The organism is Mesorhizobium sp. LCM 4577 (assembly GCF_001854795.2).
Taxonomy (GTDB): Bacteria; Pseudomonadota; Alphaproteobacteria; order Rhizobiales; family Rhizobiaceae; genus Mesorhizobium; species Mesorhizobium plurifarium.
This window is the reverse complement of record NZ_MDDU01000006.1, coordinates 50,671-66,999: the sequence shown is the minus strand read 5'-3', so window position 1 is coordinate 66,999 and position 16,329 is coordinate 50,671. Positions and strand designations below refer to the sequence as shown.

Annotated in this window: 17 protein-coding genes; 6 read left to right on the top strand and 11 right to left on the bottom strand. The window is 65.6% G+C overall.

Annotated elements, in window-relative coordinates; all coding sequences use genetic code 11:
• Positions 1–117: 117 nt before the first annotated feature.
• Both glpX and recJ read left to right on the top strand, forming a co-directional pair.
• On the top strand, positions 118–1,101 hold the full coding sequence (gene glpX, locus LCM4577_RS10910) for a class II fructose-bisphosphatase (protein WP_040981577.1): 984 nt from the start codon (positions 118–120) through the stop codon (positions 1,099–1,101).
• A gap of 130 nt (positions 1,102–1,231) precedes the next feature.
• Positions 1,232–3,016, top strand: a complete 1,785-nt coding sequence (gene recJ / locus LCM4577_RS10905; protein ID WP_071071123.1) for a single-stranded-DNA-specific exonuclease RecJ — start codon at positions 1,232–1,234, stop codon at positions 3,014–3,016.
• Positions 3,017–3,033: 17 nt separating this feature from the next.
• Here recJ and LCM4577_RS10900 read toward each other — a convergent pair whose 3' ends face one another.
• The 3 genes from LCM4577_RS10900 to folE all read right to left on the bottom strand — a co-directional run bounded on the left by LCM4577_RS10900 (position 3,034) and on the right by folE (position 5,215).
• Positions 3,034–3,999, bottom strand: a complete 966-nt coding sequence (locus LCM4577_RS10900; protein WP_040981573.1) for a patatin family protein — start codon at positions 3,997–3,999, stop codon at positions 3,034–3,036.
• 84 nt (positions 4,000–4,083) lie between these two features.
• Positions 4,084–4,542 (bottom strand): phosphoribosyl-AMP cyclohydrolase, encoded by a 459-nt coding sequence (gene hisI / locus LCM4577_RS10895; RefSeq protein WP_040981571.1) that lies wholly within the window; start codon positions 4,540–4,542, stop codon positions 4,084–4,086.
• Between the two features lie 40 nt (positions 4,543–4,582).
• A complete protein-coding gene (gene folE / locus LCM4577_RS10890) occupies positions 4,583–5,215 on the bottom strand; it encodes a GTP cyclohydrolase I FolE (protein WP_040981569.1) in 633 nt (210 codons plus the stop codon).
• Between the two features lie 236 nt (positions 5,216–5,451).
• On the opposite strand from folE, the gene LCM4577_RS10885 reads away from it, so the two are divergent.
• Positions 5,452–5,898: an iron-sulfur cluster assembly scaffold protein gene (locus tag LCM4577_RS10885; protein ID WP_040981567.1), complete on the top strand. Its 447-nt coding sequence runs from the start codon at positions 5,452–5,454 to the stop codon at positions 5,896–5,898.
• 8 nt (positions 5,899–5,906) lie between these two features.
• On the opposite strand, the gene LCM4577_RS10880 is transcribed toward LCM4577_RS10885, so the two are convergent.
• On the bottom strand, positions 5,907–6,812 hold the full coding sequence (locus LCM4577_RS10880; RefSeq protein ID WP_041007249.1) for a LysR substrate-binding domain-containing protein: 906 nt from the start codon (positions 6,810–6,812) through the stop codon (positions 5,907–5,909).
• 321 nt (positions 6,813–7,133) lie between these two features.
• Here LCM4577_RS10880 and yidD point away from each other — a divergent pair, with 321 nt between their 5' ends.
• Together yidD and blaOXA are read left to right on the top strand one after the other, a co-directional pair.
• Positions 7,134–7,508, top strand: a complete 375-nt coding sequence (gene yidD / locus LCM4577_RS10875) for a membrane protein insertion efficiency factor YidD (protein ID WP_041007247.1) — start codon at positions 7,134–7,136, stop codon at positions 7,506–7,508.
• 145 nt (positions 7,509–7,653) lie between these two features.
• Positions 7,654–8,466: a class D beta-lactamase gene (gene blaOXA / locus LCM4577_RS10870; RefSeq protein WP_083354692.1), complete on the top strand. Its 813-nt coding sequence runs from the start codon at positions 7,654–7,656 to the stop codon at positions 8,464–8,466.
• Between the two features lie 95 nt (positions 8,467–8,561).
• Here blaOXA and LCM4577_RS10865 read toward each other — a convergent pair whose 3' ends face one another.
• The 7 genes from LCM4577_RS10865 to LCM4577_RS10835 form a co-directional block, all read right to left on the bottom strand.
• Complete coding sequence (locus tag LCM4577_RS10865) at positions 8,562–9,530, bottom strand: ABC transporter permease (protein ID WP_071071120.1); 969 nt, start codon at positions 9,528–9,530, stop codon at positions 8,562–8,564.
• A gap of 101 nt (positions 9,531–9,631) precedes the next feature.
• Positions 9,632–10,204, bottom strand: a complete 573-nt coding sequence (locus LCM4577_RS10860) for an ABC transporter permease subunit (protein WP_244508290.1) — start codon at positions 10,202–10,204, stop codon at positions 9,632–9,634.
• A 310-nt stretch (positions 10,205–10,514) separates the two neighbouring features.
• Positions 10,515–11,264 (bottom strand): ATP-binding cassette domain-containing protein, encoded by a 750-nt coding sequence (locus LCM4577_RS10855; RefSeq protein ID WP_071071118.1) that lies wholly within the window; start codon positions 11,262–11,264, stop codon positions 10,515–10,517.
• Entirely contained in the window at positions 11,254–12,015 is a 762-nt protein-coding gene (locus tag LCM4577_RS10850) for an ATP-binding cassette domain-containing protein (RefSeq protein ID WP_244508289.1), read from the bottom strand. The genes LCM4577_RS10855 and LCM4577_RS10850 overlap by 11 nt, the downstream gene beginning before the upstream one ends.
• A gap of 1 nt (position 12,016) precedes the next feature.
• On the bottom strand, positions 12,017–12,967 hold the full coding sequence (locus LCM4577_RS10845; RefSeq protein ID WP_071071117.1) for a threonine/serine dehydratase: 951 nt from the start codon (positions 12,965–12,967) through the stop codon (positions 12,017–12,019).
• Positions 12,964–13,980 (bottom strand): succinylglutamate desuccinylase/aspartoacylase family protein, encoded by a 1,017-nt coding sequence (locus LCM4577_RS10840; protein WP_071032026.1) that lies wholly within the window; start codon positions 13,978–13,980, stop codon positions 12,964–12,966. The genes LCM4577_RS10845 and LCM4577_RS10840 overlap by 4 nt, the downstream gene beginning before the upstream one ends.
• A gap of 74 nt (positions 13,981–14,054) precedes the next feature.
• Entirely contained in the window at positions 14,055–15,242 is a 1,188-nt protein-coding gene (locus tag LCM4577_RS10835; RefSeq protein WP_071071115.1) for a substrate-binding domain-containing protein, read from the bottom strand.
• Positions 15,243–15,372: 130 nt separating this feature from the next.
• Here LCM4577_RS10835 and LCM4577_RS10830 point away from each other — a divergent pair, with 130 nt between their 5' ends.
• The gene (locus LCM4577_RS10830; protein ID WP_071071114.1) at positions 15,373–16,242 is read left to right on the top strand and encodes an IclR family transcriptional regulator; all 870 of its coding nucleotides are present in this window, start codon (positions 15,373–15,375) and stop codon (positions 16,240–16,242) included.
• Positions 16,243–16,329: the final 87 nt, after the last annotated feature.

Genomic DNA, 16,329 nt, shown 5'->3' with positions numbered 1-16,329 from the left:
CCGTTGTCATGGAGCTTTGCCAGAAGAAGCCCGCCTCTGGCGGGAGGCGGAGCAATTCCGGCGCTCAACCGTTCTGGGATCGCTCGACGCAAACAGACAACGAGGAATGCGTAATCCATGAATATCGCCCAGAACATTGCCGCTGGTCTCGACCGGATCCTTACGATGGAAGTCGTGCGCGTGACCGAACGGGCCGCCGTCGCGGCCGCCAGGCTGCGCGGGCGCGGTGACGAGAAGGCCGCCGACCAGGTGGCGGTCGACGCCATGCGCCAGGAGCTCAACCGGCTGGCCATCAAGGGCACGGTGGTGATCGGCGAGGGCGAGCGCGACGAGGCGCCGATGCTCTATATCGGCGAGGAGGTCGGCACCGGCAAAGGTCCGGCCGTCGACATCGCGCTCGATCCGCTCGAGGGCACGACGATCTGCGCCAAAAACCTTCCCAACGCGCTTGCCGTCATCGCGATCGCGGAAAAGGGCAGCCTGCTGTTTGCGCCCGACGTCTATATGGACAAGATCGCCATCGGTCCCGGCTATCCGGAAGACCTGATCGACATCGACGCCTCGCCGGCGGAAAACCTCGCCAATCTGGCCAAGGCCAAGGGCGTGGCGGTTTCCGACATCACAGCCTGCATCCTCGATCGGCCGCGTCACGCCAAGCTGATCGACGCCGTGCGCGCCACGGGCGCCGCGATCCGGCTGATCGGCGACGGCGATGTCGCCGGCGTCATCCACACCACCGATCCGGACGAGACCGGCATTGACATCTATCTCGGCACCGGCGGCGCGCCGGAAGGCGTGCTGGCGGCGGCAGCGCTGCGCTGCACCGGCGGGCAGATGCAGGGCCGGCTGATCCTCGACACGCCGGAAAAGGTGGCGCGAGCCGAGAAGATGGGCATTTCCGACCCGAAGCGGGTCTACCGCGCCCAGGACATGGCGCGCGGCGACGTGCTGTTCGCGGCGACCGGCGTCACCGACGGCAATCTGCTCGACGGGGTGAAGTTCGGCCGCACCTTCATCACCACGCATACCATCGTGCTGCGCTCGTCCTCGCGCACGGTGCGCGAGATCAAGGCGCGTCACCAGGACCTGGACAAGTTCTGATCTTTCCGCTTGAGCGTCGCATCCGGGGAAACCCATCCACACCTTTCCCCGGCTTGCCCGCTTGCCCGCAATTGCTCCAGACGTCGCATGTTGATATCTGCGCAAGTATGATGTGCAGACGGCGCGTCGCATGACGGGCGAGAAACGGTTCTTCCTCGATGTCAGGCAGTCGGCGACGGGTGTTTCCTGGGAACACCGGCTGACCGAGCGGCAGGATATGGCCGCCTTGGCCATCGCGCAGGGCCATGGCGTGCCGGACATCGTGGCGCGGGTGCTTGCCGGGCGCGGCGTCAGCGTCGAACAAACCGGGCGCTTCCTCGATCCGACCATCCGCGAGCTTTTGCCGAACCCGGCATCGCTGACCGACATGGAGAAAGCGGCGGCGCGGCTGGCGGACGCGATCGTCGCCAGCGAAAAAGTGGCGATCTTCGGCGACTATGACGTCGATGGCGCCGCGTCGTCGGCGCTCCTGAAACGCTTTCTCACGCATCTTTCCGTACCGTCCGAAATCTATATCCCGGACCGCATCTTCGAAGGCTATGGGCCCAACCCGGAAGCGATGCGGGAGCTGATCTCGCGCGGCGCGAAGCTGATCGTCACCGTCGATTGCGGCACCAACAGCGCGACCTCGATCGAGGCGGCGAGGGAAGCCGGCGCCGACGTCGTGGTGCTCGACCATCACCAGGTCGGCGGCCCGCTGCCGCCAGCGGCGGCCGTGGTCAATCCCAATCGCGAGGACGACCTGTCGGGGCAGGGGCATCTGTGCGCCGCCGGCGTCGTTTTCTTATGCCTGGTGCAGACGGCCAAAGTGCTGCGCGAGCGGCTGCCGAACGCCGCGCCGGTCGACCTGCTCTCGCTGCTCGATCTGGTGGCGTTGGCGACGGTCTGCGACGTGGTGCCGCTCACCGGCGTCAACCGCGCCTTCGTCGTCAAGGGACTGCAGGTATTGCGCCAGCAGAAGAATGAGGGGCTGGCGGCGCTGGCGCGGGTCTCGCGCATCGGCGAGCCGATCAACACCTTTCACTTGTCCTTCCTGATCGGGCCGCGCATCAATGCCGGTGGCCGCATCGGCGATGCCGCGCTCGGCAGCCGGCTTTTGGCCACCGACGATCCCGTCGAGGCGGCAAGCATCGCCGAGACGCTCGACCGGCTGAACCAGGAACGGCAGCAGATGGAACAGGAGATGCTGGCGCAGGCGCGCGCCGAGGCCGATGCGGAGCTTGCCGGCGGCAATGGTCCCGCGGTCATCGTCACGGCCAGCAACAGCTGGCATCCGGGCATCGTCGGGCTGATCGCCTCGCGGCTCAAGGACTATGCGCGCCGGCCGGCCTTTGCCATCGCCTTCAATTCGACCGGCGTCGGCACGGGCTCCGGCCGTTCGGTGACCGGCTTCGATCTCGGCCGGCTGGTGCGCGAGGCGGCGGCTGCCGGGCTGATCGTCAAGGGCGGCGGCCACGCGATGGCCGCGGGCATTACCGTCGAGCGTCCCAAGCTTGGCGAGTTGCGCGCCTTCTTCGAGGAGCGCGCCGCGGCCGACGTGTTCCGGTTGCAGAACGAGGAAAGCCTGGCGATCGACGGCGCTCTGGCCGCCGAGGGCGCCACGATCGCGCTGCTCGACGCGCTTGAGAAAGCCGGGCCGTTCGGCGCCGGGCATATCGCGCCGGTGTTCGTGCTGCCGGGCCACCGGCTGGCCGATGCGCGCGCGATCGGCACCAACCACATTCGCGTGGACCTGCAGTCGCAAAGCGGCGGCAACATCCAGGCGATCGCCTTTCGTGCCGTCGATACCGCGCTCGGCGAGTTCCTGTTCAAAAACAGGGGCAGGACCGTGCATGTCGCCGGTTCGCTGTCGGGCAATTACTGGAACGGCAATCGCACGGTGCAGTTTCGCATCAGCGATGCGGCACTCGCCTAGCAATAATAGCGGGAAATTCAGACCAGAACGGATTGCAGCCGGGTCAGTTCGCTGATCTGTGCCTTCGTTGCCTGATAGCCGATGCTGATCGCCTCGTCGGCGCGGTGGAATTCCGTGAGGCCGATATGGCTAAGCTTCGGCTGCAGCGACATATCCGGCGGATCGCCGGCGAGCCTGGCGCGCGAGATCCTGTCCTGGATGATGTTGAAGGCCTCGACCATGACGCCGGTGATGCCCAGGCGTGTCTGATGTGACTGGGAATTGACCTGCCCGGGGCGAGGCGCGTCGTTCTCGACGAGCAACTCGCCGGCGCTGTGCTTGATGACGGCCGCACGCCCGAACAGGTCGTAATGCAGGTTCACCGCGACGACGAGCGGCTGCTCATAGGCGCGGCAGACCGAAACCGGCACCGGATTGACCAGCGCGCCGTCGACCAGCACGCGGCCGTTGCAGGCCACCGGTTCGAAGACGCCCGGTAGCGCATAGGAGGCGCGCATGGCGGTGACGAGCAAGCCGCTCGACAGCCAGATTTCATGGCCGGTGCGGATTTCGGACGCGACGGCGACGAAGGGTTTCGACAGGTCTTCGAAGCGGGCGCCGTCGAGGTGCTCGCGCAGGCGCTGGTCCAGCTTCATGCCGCCGAACAGGCCGCTGCCGCGCAGGTTGAGATCGAGAAGGCCGAAGATGCGCCTTTTGGTCAGGCTTCTGGCAAACTCTTCCAGTTCGTCGAGCTTGCCGGCAAGATAGCAGCCGCCGACCAGCGCGCCGATCGAGGTGCCGGCGATCATCGACACTTCGATGCCGGCCTCGTCAAGCGCGCGCAGCACGCCGATATGGGCCCAGCCGCGGGCGCATCCGCCGCCGAGTGCCAGCGAGATGCCGGTTTTCGCGCCAGGTTTCGGATCGGGCAGGCCGCCCGACGATGCGGGGCCGTTAGCCTCCTGAACGTCAGGTCTGCTGCGCAATGACGCCCATTCGAGCATCACGATCTCCCATGTCCCATATCCCTTGTACCACAAGGACGTTTGAGAATAATGAATATGAGTGGTTTTTGAATATTGAACGGTTCACAGAGGCTTCCGATACGTTTGGTCCGCATCGAACAGCGGCCTGCTACCGTCGTCGGCAAGCGTCGCCCTGCCGTCACTCAGCCCCACCGTCCGATAAAAGCAGGAACGTCTGCCGGTGTGACAAGTTGCGTCGTGGCCCAACACTTTGACGCTCAACCATATCGCGTCCTGGTCACAATCCGTGCGCATCTCGACGACGCGCTGGAGATTGCCCGAGGTCTCGCCCTTCTTCCAGAGCGCATTGCGCGAACGCGACCAATAATGCGCGATGCCGGTTTCCAGCGTGAGCGCCAGCGCCTCGGCATTCATATGCGCGACCATAAGAAGCATGCCGTCGACGGCATCGGTGACGACGACGGTGACGAGGCCTGCGGCGTCAAAACGCGGAGAAAGGACGGTGCCTTCCTCCAGCGCTTTCTTGTCTGACGGAGCTTTCGGGAATTCAACTGCCGACATCGCCGGTCCCTATATGTTCTGGCCGGCGAGGGCCGGCAAATCAGCCGCCTGCGCGCACCATGGTGACGAAACGGACCTGTTCCTCGGGTGTGTCCTTGAAGACGCCGGTGAAGGTCGAGGTCAACGTGGTCGAGCCCTGCTTGCGGATGCCGCGCATGGCCATGCACATATGCTCGGCCTCGAGCATGACGGCGACGCCGCGCGGATTGAGCACGTCCTGGATGACGCCGGCGATCTGCGCGGTCATTGCTTCCTGCGTCTGCAGGCGATGCGCGAAGATGTCGACGACACGGGCGATCTTCGACAGGCCGACGACCTTGCCGTCCGGCAGATAGCCGACATGCGCCTTGCCGATGATCGGCACCATGTGATGCTCGCAATGCGAATGGAATTTTATGTCCTTGACGATCACGAGGTCGTCATAGCCGGCCACTTCCTCGAAGGTGCGGCCAAGCTCGTCGGCCGGGCACATGTCATAGCCGTTGAACATTTCGCGGAAGGCCTTGGTGACGCGCTTGGGTGTATCGACTAGGCCTTCGCGGTCCGGATTGTCGCCGGTCCAGCGCAACAGCGTGCGCACGGCCGCCTCGACCTCGGCTTCGCTCGGCCGATCGGTGACGGGCTTGTCCAGATATTGGGACGGGGGCATGATTTTCTTGATGACGGCATCCATAAAGGCGTCTCCCGTAGTCCCACTCAAAGGTGGGACGAGTTGAACGGACCACGACCTTTTGGGTGAAAATCGCCCATTTCCATCCCGCAAGCGGCGTGAACAGATGGGCAAGGACACTGGCTTTTCGTCGCCTTGTCGATGCCCGACTGCCACCATTATATATGGTTACAGCGAAGCGAAAGGAAGACGCGGGAGCGGCAAAGCCTGTTCGCTGGGCGGCGACGGATTGGAAAAATATGATCGACGACGTCTACAATGCGAAAATTCTCGGCTTCGCCGGGAACATAGGGCGGATCGGCCGGCTCGACGACGCCGACGCGACCGCCAGGGCGCATTCCAAATTATGCGGCTCGACGGTTACCGTCGACCTCAAGATGGACGGCGATGTGGTGACCGATTTCGCCCATGACGTAAAGGCCTGCGCGCTCGGCCAGGCCTCGTCCTCGATCATGGCCCAGCATGTGGTCGGCGCCAGCGCCGACGAATTGCGCGCCGTGCGTGAAACCATGCTGAAGATGCTCAAGGAGAACGGCGCGCCGCCGGAAGGCCGCTTCGCCGACCTCAAATATCTGGAGCCGGTGCGCGACTACAAGGCGCGCCACGCCTCCACGATGCTGACTTTCGACGCGGTGGTCGACGCGATCGGCCAGATCGAGAAGAAGCGCGCCGGGCAGGCGGCTTGAAATCGGGCTTAGGCCGCTCTCCTGGTCATCGCGAACTCGCTTCGGATCCAGTCGGCGAACGCCCTGGCAGGCTCCGTCAGATCCCCAAGGCTCCTGGCCACCAGCCAGTAGGCGCCGGAAGCGACATCGATGTCGAAGGGCTTGATCAAAGTGCCCGACGCGAGTTCCTCGCCGACCTGCAAGAGATCGCCGAGCGCCACGCCATGGCCCAGGAGTGCCGCCTGTTTCGAAAGCGCGACATCCGCCAGCATCGGGCCACGCGCGGGCACCGCATCGGCAGGCACACCTGCCGCCTGGAACCAGCGCGCCCAACCCTGGCGGTTTTCCTCATGCAGCAACGTGTAATGGCGTAGGTCGACCGGCTTTTCCAGCGGAGGGCCGGCGGCGAGCAGCGTCGGCGACAGCACAGGTGAATCGACGGTCGAGACCAGGCGCTCGGCCTCGCTGCGCGGCCATGAGGTGGCGTGCGCGCTGAAACGCAAGGCGAGCTCGGGCTGATCGCTGCGGAACTCGATCGGCCGGGGATCGACTTCGAGGGACACATCGATGTCGGGCCGCAACTGGCGAAAGCGATTGAGTCGCGGCACCAGCCACACGGCGGCAAGCGATGGCTCGACGCTGACGCGGACAATCGCCTGCGCCGGCGAGGCGGTGAGCTCCGAAAGCACGCGGTCGATGTCGTCGAAGCTTCTGACCAATCGGTCGAGCAGCCGATGTCCCGCATCCGTCAGCTCGACGCGGCGATGGAGGCGCAGAAACAGCGGTCTGCCCAAAAAGGTCTCGAGCTCGCGTATCTGCCGGCTGATCGCGGCCTGTGAGACGTACAGTTCTTCGGCCGCCCGGCTGAAGCTCAAATGCCGGCCGGCCGTCTCGAAGCTTCTGAGCGCTGTCAGCGGCAGCCGGCCACGCTTCATGTCGCATAACCTCAAGTTATCCGACGCGGAAATTATACTCGTTTGAGAGGGAAGGCCAGCGGCGGTCTAATCCGTCTCAAAGGAGACCTGCCATGAACGAGTTCCTGGCCATTTTCAGCGATGTGATACGGATAGCGACCTTCCAATGGCACGGCGAGGCCGTGCGTGGCGGACACCACCATGACTGTCGCGATCTTCCCTCTCACCATCGCCCATGGACCGGCAGCCATCCTGTCCGGCGCTCCAGACCTTGAGGGCAAAGGCATTGCGTTTCAGCGCCGAAGCCCACATCTATCGCGCAGTGAAACAGGCTGCGGAGCGATGGGCGACCATCACGGGCATATGCATGGCGTCCGGTCGGTCCAGCGCGGGCGCAATTGGCCGGGGCCCTGGCGCAAGACGCCCGGGCGCGTGCTCGGCACATCGCTCGTGCGCCTCTATCAGCTGACGCTCTCAGGCTTCGTCGGCAACAGCTGCCGGCATCTGCCGACCTGCTCCGAATACGCGCATGAGGCGATCGCCCGTCACGGCCTGTGGGCCGGTGGCTGGATGGGGCTGTTCCGGGTCCTGCGCTGTGGGCCGTTCGGGACGCATGGCATCGACCGCGTGCCAGAGACGCTTGCGGCGCGCTATGTCTGGTTCATGCCCTGGCGCTACTGGCGGATCGGCAAGAAACGCGGCGACCCCGAAATCTGATTGCTTCGCCGTCACGCGCGGCTCGGATCTTAACGGTCCGGTAGGGTTAACGCGAAGCTGCACAAACACTGCGAATTTGAGACAAAATCGAGACAAGACGCCTCGCTAAGCCGCTCTCGTAATCTCATACCGGAGTGACTTCGCCATGCGCCAGATGGACCGCTATCCCTTCATTTTTGCCATCGTCCTCTTCCTTCTGGCCTGGATGCTGGGCTTGCCGGTGCGGGCGCAATCGGCGCCGCTCAACGAGATCCACTGCACGCTGATCCTGGACGCGCAAAGCGGCGCAACACTTTACCAGGACGGCGTCTGCGACCAGCGCGTCAGCCCGGCCTCGACCTTCAAGGTGCCGCTCGCGCTGATCGGCTACGATGCYGGCATCCTGAGCGACCAGCACACGCCGAGCTGGGACTACAAGCCGGAGTTCAAGGCGGCGAAGCGCGACCAGAAGAGCGTCGATCCGACGATCTGGGAGCGCGATTCCATCGTCTGGTACTCGCGCGAGATCACGCGGCGTCTCGGCGCCGAGAAGTTCGCCAACTACGTGTCGAAATTCGGCTATGGCAACAAGGACGTCTCGGGCGATGCCGGCAAGGACAATGGGCTGACGCAATCCTGGATCAATTCCTCGCTCGAAATATCGCCGGCCGAGCAGACGGCGTTCCTTCGCCAGCTGCTCGCCGGCAAGACGCCGGTGTCGGCGAAGGCGCATGAAATGACCAGGGCGATCCTGCCGACCTTCGCGGCGGGAGACTGGACGGTGCAGGGCAAGACGGGCAGCACCAGGCTTGGCGAGGACGGCAAGCGCTCGCTCGGCTGGTTCGTCGGCTGGGCCGAGAAGGACGGCCGCCGCATCGTCTTTGCAAGGCTGGTCATCGATGCCAAGCGTACCGACAAGCCGAAGGGCCTCGTGACGCGAGCGGCGTTCCTGAAGGACTTGCCGCAGCTGGTGAAATGAGGCGCGCTCGACGCAAAGTCAGGACAAGGCGATCCGATGGGCGGATCGGTCGCGGTTGATCAAACGGCGCGTCAGGCACGCTCGTGCGGTCGCGCTCAGATCAATGTGCGGACGTGGGCTTCGCGGCCGTAGATCGAGACCAATGCGAGAATGACGATCCCCAGCGCGGCCTGCACCGTGGAGGGCGCGAGGCCGAGGCCGATCAGGAAAGTGTTGAGCTCGATCAGGACTGCCGAGCCGGCAACCGTGCCGATCAGGCTGCCGCGCCCGCCGACGAGCGCGGTGCCGCCGATCACCACCGCTGCAATGGTCTGGAACAGGTAAGGTTGGCCGACGTCGCCATAGGCCGAGCCGGTGAAGCCGAGCAGCAGGACGCCCGCGAGCGCGGCGAACAGGGCGCTCAGCGCGTAGCTGACGACGACGATCCGATGCGGGTCGATCAGCGCCAGCGGCGCTGCCGTCGGGTTGCTGCCGAGCGCATAGACCTGCCGGCCGAACGGCGTGCGCGCAAGCATCACATGGACAAAGACTGCCAGCACCGCGAAGCACGGCACGACCCACGGCACGGGCAGCGGGCCGATCGCCCCGCCGATCGACACGAACTCGCTCAGATAGGCTGGAGCCGAGCCGGTGGGCAGCCCGCCCGTCCACATCAGCACGATCCCCTGTACAGCGGTGCCGACGCCAAGCGTCACGATCAACGGATGGATCCTGAGGAAAGAGGACAGCGCGCCGTTGAGGGCTCCGATGGCCATCGACAGCAACGCCACGATGAAACAGACCAGCCAGAACGCCATCCCGTCGCCGTAAAGCGATGCGGCAACGACATTGGCGAAGCCGATGACGAAGGGGATCGACAGGTCTATGCCGCCAAGCAGGACCACCAGCGTCTGGCCGATGGACGCCACGGCTATGAATGTCGCTAGAACGAGCATCGAGCGGATGGCGAACGGCGCGCCGAAACCCTCGATCATCAGTGAGCCGAGGACGAGCAGCACCAAAGCCATGCCTGTGGCGCCAAGGGTGCGGCGGGTGTTGGCGCCGAGGTCGGAAAGGACGTTCATCTCGATCCTCCCGCGATGCGGCCGGTGAGCGCGTTCAGCGACACGGATGCCACCAGGATGACACCGTAGAGGGTGTGCAGCAGGAAGCTCGAGACGTTGAACTAGGTGAGCGTGCTCTGCAGCAGGAAGATCACTGCCGCCCCAAGCGCCGCGGCCGCGAAGCCGCCGCGCCCTCCCGCAAGGCTCACGCCGCCGAGCGCCACGCCGGAGATGGCGACCAGCGTGAAGGTGGGGCCGACATTGGGGTCGGCCGAGCCGAGCAGCGCGCTGAGCAAAAGCCCTCCGGCGCCGGCAAAAAGGCCGCCAAGCGTGTAGGCGAAGACACGCACGCCGGTTACGGGGATGCCGGCGGTGAAGCAGGCACGGTCATCGCTGCCGCACGCCATCAGCCAATCATAGACGGTCAGGCGCTTCGCCAGCAGCCAGACTGCCGCCATGCCGGCGAGCGGGACGATGGAGTAGGGGCCGGCAAGGGCCTTCAGCCAGGCGGGCGCCGCGCCCTCCGGCGCAGGCAGCAGGGTCAGTGTCACGCTGCTGAGCACCAGATAGGTGCCGAGCGTGGCCACGATCGGCTGGATGCGCGGCACCGCGGAGAGCAGCCCGTTGAACAGCCCGACGAGCGCGCCGATCGCAAGGGCGACCGGCACCAGCACCCAGGGTTGGTCGATGCCCATATCTCCCGCCAGCACCTTGACCAGGATGATGTTGATGACCCCATCAACGGGCCGATCGAGACGTCGATGCCGCCGCGCCCGGCCATGATCGCCGGCATGGAGGCGATCGCTGCCGCCATCGTCGGGCCGGCGAGGCCGATGACGGTGCCCCAGGAGCCGGGCAGCATCCAGGCCCGGTTCAGCCACAGGTCGACGATGAGCAGTGCGGCAAGGATGACCAGGGCCGGCGCCGACTCGCGACGGCCGGCCAGGAGCGCCCCGATGCCACGCGATCGCGCAGGCGCGTTGCCGGCAATTGGCGCGGCCGCTGTCATGCGACGCGCCCGAACATTGCCGCGATCACTGTGCTGCTGTTCATATCGGCCCCCGAAAAGGTAGCGACGACGCCCTGCTCGCGGAACACCAGGAGCCGATCGCAGAGGCGGAAGATTTCCTCTAGCTCCGAGGACAACACGACAAGCGTCATGCCCTCCTGTCGCGCGAGATCGCGGAAAGCCTGGTAGAGCGTTTCACGGGTCCGCTGATCGACGCCGCGCGTGGGGTCGTTGAGGAGGAGAATCCTCGGTTCGCGCGCCAGCCAGCGCGCCAGCAGCACCTTTTGCTGGTTGCCGCCGGAGAGAGCCGTGATCGGCTTGTTGCCGCCGGGCGCGACGATCGACAGCCGCTCGCGGTAGCGCTCGAAGCGTTCGCGCCTGGCGCGCGGGCTGATCAATCCGAAGCGACGATCGCGCCCCAGCGTCACCATGCTGAAATTGTCGAGGATCGACAGCGAGGGGAAGATGCCGTTGGCTCTGCGGTCACGGGCAAGATAAGCGATGCCGAGCCGTGTGGCGTGGCGGAAATCGTCGATTTCGACATAGCCGGCGCTGCCACGACGGACGAGGATGCGACCGGCGACCGGCGCGCGCAAGCCGGCAAGCGTTTCGAGGAAGGCGTCCTGGCCATGCCCGTCGAGACCGGCGAGGCCGACGATCTCGCCTGCATGGACGCGTTCGTCCAGCCCGGGCGTGTTGTGAGCAAGCGATACGCCTTCGACACGCAGGGCCGRCTCAGAGGGCATGATCGAGCTCCCTGGCGGTGGCGGGTGCCATCAATTGCAGCAGCCGTTCGGCCGAAACCGACGCGGTTTCGAGCGTATCGACCAGTTGTCCATTGCGCAGCACGGTGACCCGATGGGCAAGACGCATCACCTCGTCCATCCGGTGCGAGATGAACAGCACCAGGCCGCCCGCCCGGGCGTGGCCCTCGATCATCTCGAACACCGCGTTGCGGTCGCCGAGGTCGAGCGCGGCGGTGACCTCGTCGAGCACAAGGATTTTCGGGCGGCGGACCAGAGCCCGCGCCAGCACGACCAATTGGCCCACCGCCAGCGACAGCGACCCGGCGGGCGCATCGAGATCGATCGGCAGGCTGGTGACCCGCGAGAGGGCGGCTGCGGCGATGCCGTGACGCGCCGAGCGGCTGGCGCGCCAGCCGAAAGCCGACCCGGTGCCGAGCACGATGTTGTCGGCCACGGAGCGTTCGGGGGCGAGCAGCACTTCCTGGAAAACCGTCGCCAGGCCGAGTTGCTGGATGCGCGCCGGATTGGAGCCGGTGACCGGCCGGCCAAGCATCCGGATGGTCCCGGAGGAGGGCGCGACGATCCCCGAGAGTAATTTGACCAGCGTGCTCTTGCCGCAGCCATTCTCGCCCAGGATGGCGTGGACCGAACCCGGCTGGAACGCGAGATCGACGTTCGACAGCGCCACGGTCTCGCCATAGCGCTTCGACAGGCCGCACGCTTCCAGCATCGGGGCGCGCTCGCCGGTCATCTCATTGGCCGTCCATGCCGATGCCGTTGCTGCCGGCGCCGCAGATAAGCGTCGCGATCTTGGCGCGCGGCGGCAAGCCCAGCTTGCCCGAGCGCAAGGCAGCAATGCCGGCCGCGCCGCTCAGGTCGGCCGCGATGCCGAATTCGAACCACAGCCAGCGCGCAGCCGCCTGCATGTCCTCGTCGCCGACCAGGATGATCTCGTCGACATGCTCTTGCACGATGCCGAAGATGCGCTCGTCGGTCCGCCCGCAAGCCATGGTGGCGATGCGGGTGGTGACGGCCGGCAGGGTGACCACATGGCCGGCGGCAAGAGAGGCCTGGAGCGTCGGCGAACCGGCGGGCTCTATGCCGACGATCCGGATCGAAGGTTTCAGCGCCTTGAGCGCGACAGAGATGCCGGAGATCAATCCGCCGCCCCCGATAGCGACCAGCACGGTGTCGAGTTCCGGCAGCGCCTCGATGAGCTCGAGCCCGATCGTGCCCTGGCCGGCCACGACCTGGGGATCGGCAAAGGGATGGAAATAGGCTGCGTTGCGTTCCTTGGCGAACGCCAGGGCCGCTCGGTTGGTGGCATCCCAGACGGCGCCCTCGACACGGACCTCGGCGCCCCACGCACGGAGCTTTTCGATCTTCGCCTGCTCGGCCGTCTCAGGCACGAAGACCGTGGCCGTCACACCGGCGATCGTTGCCGCCCGCGCGGTCGCGAGACCGTGATTGCCTCCCGAAGCGGTCACGATGCCGGCGGCGAGCTCTTGCCGGGGCGTGGTCAGCAGGCGGTTGGTGGCTCCTCTGGCCTTGAAGGAGCCGGTCGGCTGCAGCGACTCGAGCTTCATCCAGACTTCGGCATCCGCCAATGGCTGTCGAGTAGCCGTCATCTTCACGACCGGCGTGCTTCGGATGTATGGCGCGATGCGTTCGGCGGCCGCCCGCACATCGTCGAGGCCGATCACGGCAGTTGCCCGCGATAGGGCGTGGCCACGACCATGCAGACGTTGCCGGGCCGGACCTGGCCCGGCTGGCGGCGCACGTAAACGATGCCGTCGGCCCGGTAGTAGAGCGTTACCGGGGCGCGGCCGGGATTGGCAAGAAAATGAATGCGCCCGGCCGGCTCGCCGGCATGCACCTCGACGCCGTTGAGATGCAGCGGTTCGAACACGCCTGTCTCGGTGGCGAGCACGTAGGCATCGGGAGTGATCTCGTAGATGTCGGGTCGCGTTATGGAGGGCGGTCCGTCCTTTCCGGGCGGCAGCACGCCAAAATGCGCCAGCAGGTTGCGCAGGCCGCGCCGGACGACCGCCAGCGCTTCGACGGACACCCCGCCGCCGCCGGCGAGCTCGGTGCCGACCACCGTCAGCCCCGCGCGCACCGCCGTGGCCGTCGAGGTTCGTGGATCGCCGCGGTTGGAGATGACCACGACCATGGGCGCGCCGAACGCCACGACCGCGTCGATGTTGCGCTTGAAATGCGCTGGATCGGCTGCCGGCTCGATGGCGGCGCTCGGCACATTGACCGATGACGACCCGCCGGAGTGGAGGTCGACGAAGACATCGGCCATCGGGAACAGGACATCGCTGATGTAGGCGGCGATCTGGGCGGTGATGGTGCCGCCGTGATCGCCGGGGAACACGCGATTGAGATTGAGGTCGTCGACCGGCGAGGTTCTCCGACCCGCCACGACCGCCGGCAGATTGATCGCCGGCACGATGATCAGCCGGCCCGCGATCGAGGCCGGATCGAGATCGCGGATGAGCTCGCCGAGCGCGATCGGCCCCTCATATTCGTCGCCATGGTTGCCGCCCTGCAGCAGGATGGTCGGCCCCTTGCCGTTCTTGATGACGGTGAGCGGGATCGGCACGACGCCCCAGGCATCCTCGTGAACGGAGAGCGGGAGGTTGACGAAGCCGATCTGCTTTCCATCCTTTTCGAAATCGATATCCGTGCTGGCCGTGCTGACAAGCTTCATGGTGGTTCTGCCAAAAATGTCTGGAAGTGAGGAAGGGCCCTCCGAGGAGGGCCCTTGGGAGGTCTCGACGGGCGTTATTGGGCGCAGGGATCCGGCGTCTTGGCGTAGTCGAATTGCGGCGTCGGCGCGGGCTTCTTGAAGTAGCCGTTCATCAGGTCCTCCGGCATCGGATCCTGCGGCGCGACCGGGAAGACCGAGACGGCGTCGGCCGTCATGCATGAGCGGTACCATGAACCAAGGTCGCCGATCTTGACGTCGGGGACCGGGATTTCCACCAGGCTCACCTTGGGCTCCTGGCCCAGCAGCATCCGCACGCCGACGCGCACGGCCGTCTGCGCGGTCCATGACGGCAACAGCGCGCCGCCCGTGAACTTGAAGTCGGGATGCGCTTTCCAATAGCCGAGGGCATCGCCCGAAATGCTGCCGGTGATGACAGGCGCCGGCCGGCCTGCCTGCGCGAAGGCCTCAGCCACCACACGCGCTTCGCTGCCCGAAGTCCACACCGCTTCGATCGGACCGGGATTGGTGGCAAGCGCCTGCAGCACCACCGTCTTGGTCACCGCCGCGGTCCAGTTGCCGTTGACGTCGCGCACCACCTTCACGTCCGGCGATTCCGCGAACCCCTTATCGGCGCCGACGCGCTGCTCGGCCACCAGCGGACTGCCGGCAATGCCCTCGACCCTCAGCACATTGCCCTTGCCGTTGAGCGCCGTGGTGATGTCCTTGGCCATGTCATAGCCGAACTTGATGTAGTTGGAATCGACACTGACCGCGTAAGGGGTGGTGACGAGGCCCACCGAGACCACCGGAATGCCCGCTTTGTAGGCCGCCTCGATGGCGTCGTTCAGCGCGGTCGACGATCCGGCCACGACAGTGATGATGCTGCATTTCTTGTCGATGAAGGCACGGAGCTGGGCGATCTGCTGGCTGGTGTCACCGTTGGAGTCCGAAAGCTCGAAGCTGCTGACGCTGCCGTCGGCCTGGAAAGCGCCGACAAGGCTCTTGAAGTGGTTGGTCAGCGCCACCCGCCAGGGATTCCCCTGATACGATTCGGAGTGGCACCATTTCCATGGCTTGGCCGGCATCGCGAAGCCGTCGAAGGCCGACGGCTGCACATTCTGTTCAGCCCCGACATACAGGCTCTGCAGATTGTCCGGCAGCGTGGCGAGGGCCGCCTTGCCGTCGGCGAGAGCGGTATTGGGAAGTGCCAGCCCGGCGAGCAGCAGAGCTGGAAGAAGTATGCGAACGGCATGCGTATCCATGGTCGTGTTCCCCTGTTGATTTTATATATGATAGTCTATTTTAATAGGTAATAGGAACTTTGCGCGCTTGTCAATCGCCGCCGAGACCAGCAAGTTCCTGCGAACCGGAACGGACGGGACCAGAATCAAAATGGGTGGGCCAAGGAAAAGCGACGTCGCCGCGCGGGCGGAGAAGGCGCCCAAAGAGGGGCAGGCAACCTATCTTGCGCCCGCGCTGGAGAAGGGCCTGGACGTGCTCGAACTGCTTGCCCGGCAATCCGAAGGACTGACCCAGAGCCAGATCGCCCAGCAGCTCAGCCGTTCGTTGCAGGAAGTCTACCGCATGGTCGTCTCGCTGGAGCGCCGGGGCTATATCCGGCGCGGGCCGCAGGATGAGGCCTTCAGGCTGTCGATGAAGCTCTACGACCTTGCGCTTGCTTTTCCGCCGATCGAGATGCTCACCACGGCGGCCAATCCGATCCTGTTGCGGCTCGCGGCCGAAACGCAGCAGTCGATCCTGCTGACGGTGCTGGAGGGGGCGTTCATCCGCACCATCGCCTATGCCGACAGTCCGGCGCCGCTCGGCTTTAGAGTGCGGCTCGGCACATCGAGTCCGGCCGAGCATACCGCCTCGGGCCGGGTGATCCTCGCCTTCCAGCCGCCAGCGACACGCGAGTGGACGTTCGACGCGCTCGCAGCCAACGGTATCGATCGCGCGGAATTGCGGCGGGCGCGGCAGCGCATCGAAGCCATCGCCGCGCAGCACTACGAGCTGATCGCAGGCGAAAACATTGCCGGTATCACCGATGTGAGCTTCCCGATCCTCGACGGCCGCGGGCAGGCCCTGGCCGCGCTGACCATGCCGTTCCTTCAGTCGGTGCGCGGGCGGGTGCCTATCCAGCAGGCAGCCGCTTCGCAATTCAAGGCGGCCTGCGAACTGTCGAGCATCCTGGGCGGCACGCCGCCGGCACCCGAGTTCCCGCTATCGGACCCGTTGACCCGCGCTCCGCATCCCGAATGAGAGCAGCTTTACGGCTCGGCGCATTTGTCGAATCCCCGACACCGCATAAATAAGAAACGCGAAAGCGGGCGAAAGCTTTACGACGAC

Coding starts and splice junctions, on each gene's coding strand:
- LCM4577_RS10860 (WP_244508290.1), bottom strand. CDS start 10,204: ATGGGCATCGACCAACCCTGGGTGCTGGTGCCGGTCGCCCTTGCGATC.
- LCM4577_RS10880 (WP_041007249.1), bottom strand. CDS start 6,812: ATGAAGCGTGGCCGGCTGCCGCTGACAGCGCTCAGAAGCTTCGAGACG.
- LCM4577_RS10830 (WP_071071114.1), top strand. CDS start 15,373: ATGGGTGGGCCAAGGAAAAGCGACGTCGCCGCGCGGGCGGAGAAGGCG.
- folE (WP_040981569.1), bottom strand. CDS start 5,215: ATGGATGCCGTCATCAAGAAAATCATGCCCCCGTCCCAATATCTGGAC.
- glpX (WP_040981577.1), top strand. CDS start 118: ATGAATATCGCCCAGAACATTGCCGCTGGTCTCGACCGGATCCTTACG.
- LCM4577_RS10885 (WP_040981567.1), top strand. CDS start 5,452: ATGATCGACGACGTCTACAATGCGAAAATTCTCGGCTTCGCCGGGAAC.
- LCM4577_RS10865 (WP_071071120.1), bottom strand. CDS start 9,530: ATGAACGTCCTTTCCGACCTCGGCGCCAACACCCGCCGCACCCTTGGC.
- LCM4577_RS10850 (WP_244508289.1), bottom strand. CDS start 12,015: ATGACCGGCGAGCGCGCCCCGATGCTGGAAGCGTGCGGCCTGTCGAAG.
- hisI (WP_040981571.1), bottom strand. CDS start 4,542: ATGTCGGCAGTTGAATTCCCGAAAGCTCCGTCAGACAAGAAAGCGCTG.
- yidD (WP_041007247.1), top strand. CDS start 7,134: ATGGGCGACCATCACGGGCATATGCATGGCGTCCGGTCGGTCCAGCGC.
- LCM4577_RS10835 (WP_071071115.1), bottom strand. CDS start 15,242: ATGGATACGCATGCCGTTCGCATACTTCTTCCAGCTCTGCTGCTCGCC.
- recJ (WP_071071123.1), top strand. CDS start 1,232: ATGACGGGCGAGAAACGGTTCTTCCTCGATGTCAGGCAGTCGGCGACG.
- LCM4577_RS10900 (WP_040981573.1), bottom strand. CDS start 3,999: ATGCTCGAATGGGCGTCATTGCGCAGCAGACCTGACGTTCAGGAGGCT.
- LCM4577_RS10840 (WP_071032026.1), bottom strand. CDS start 13,980: ATGAAGCTTGTCAGCACGGCCAGCACGGATATCGATTTCGAAAAGGAT.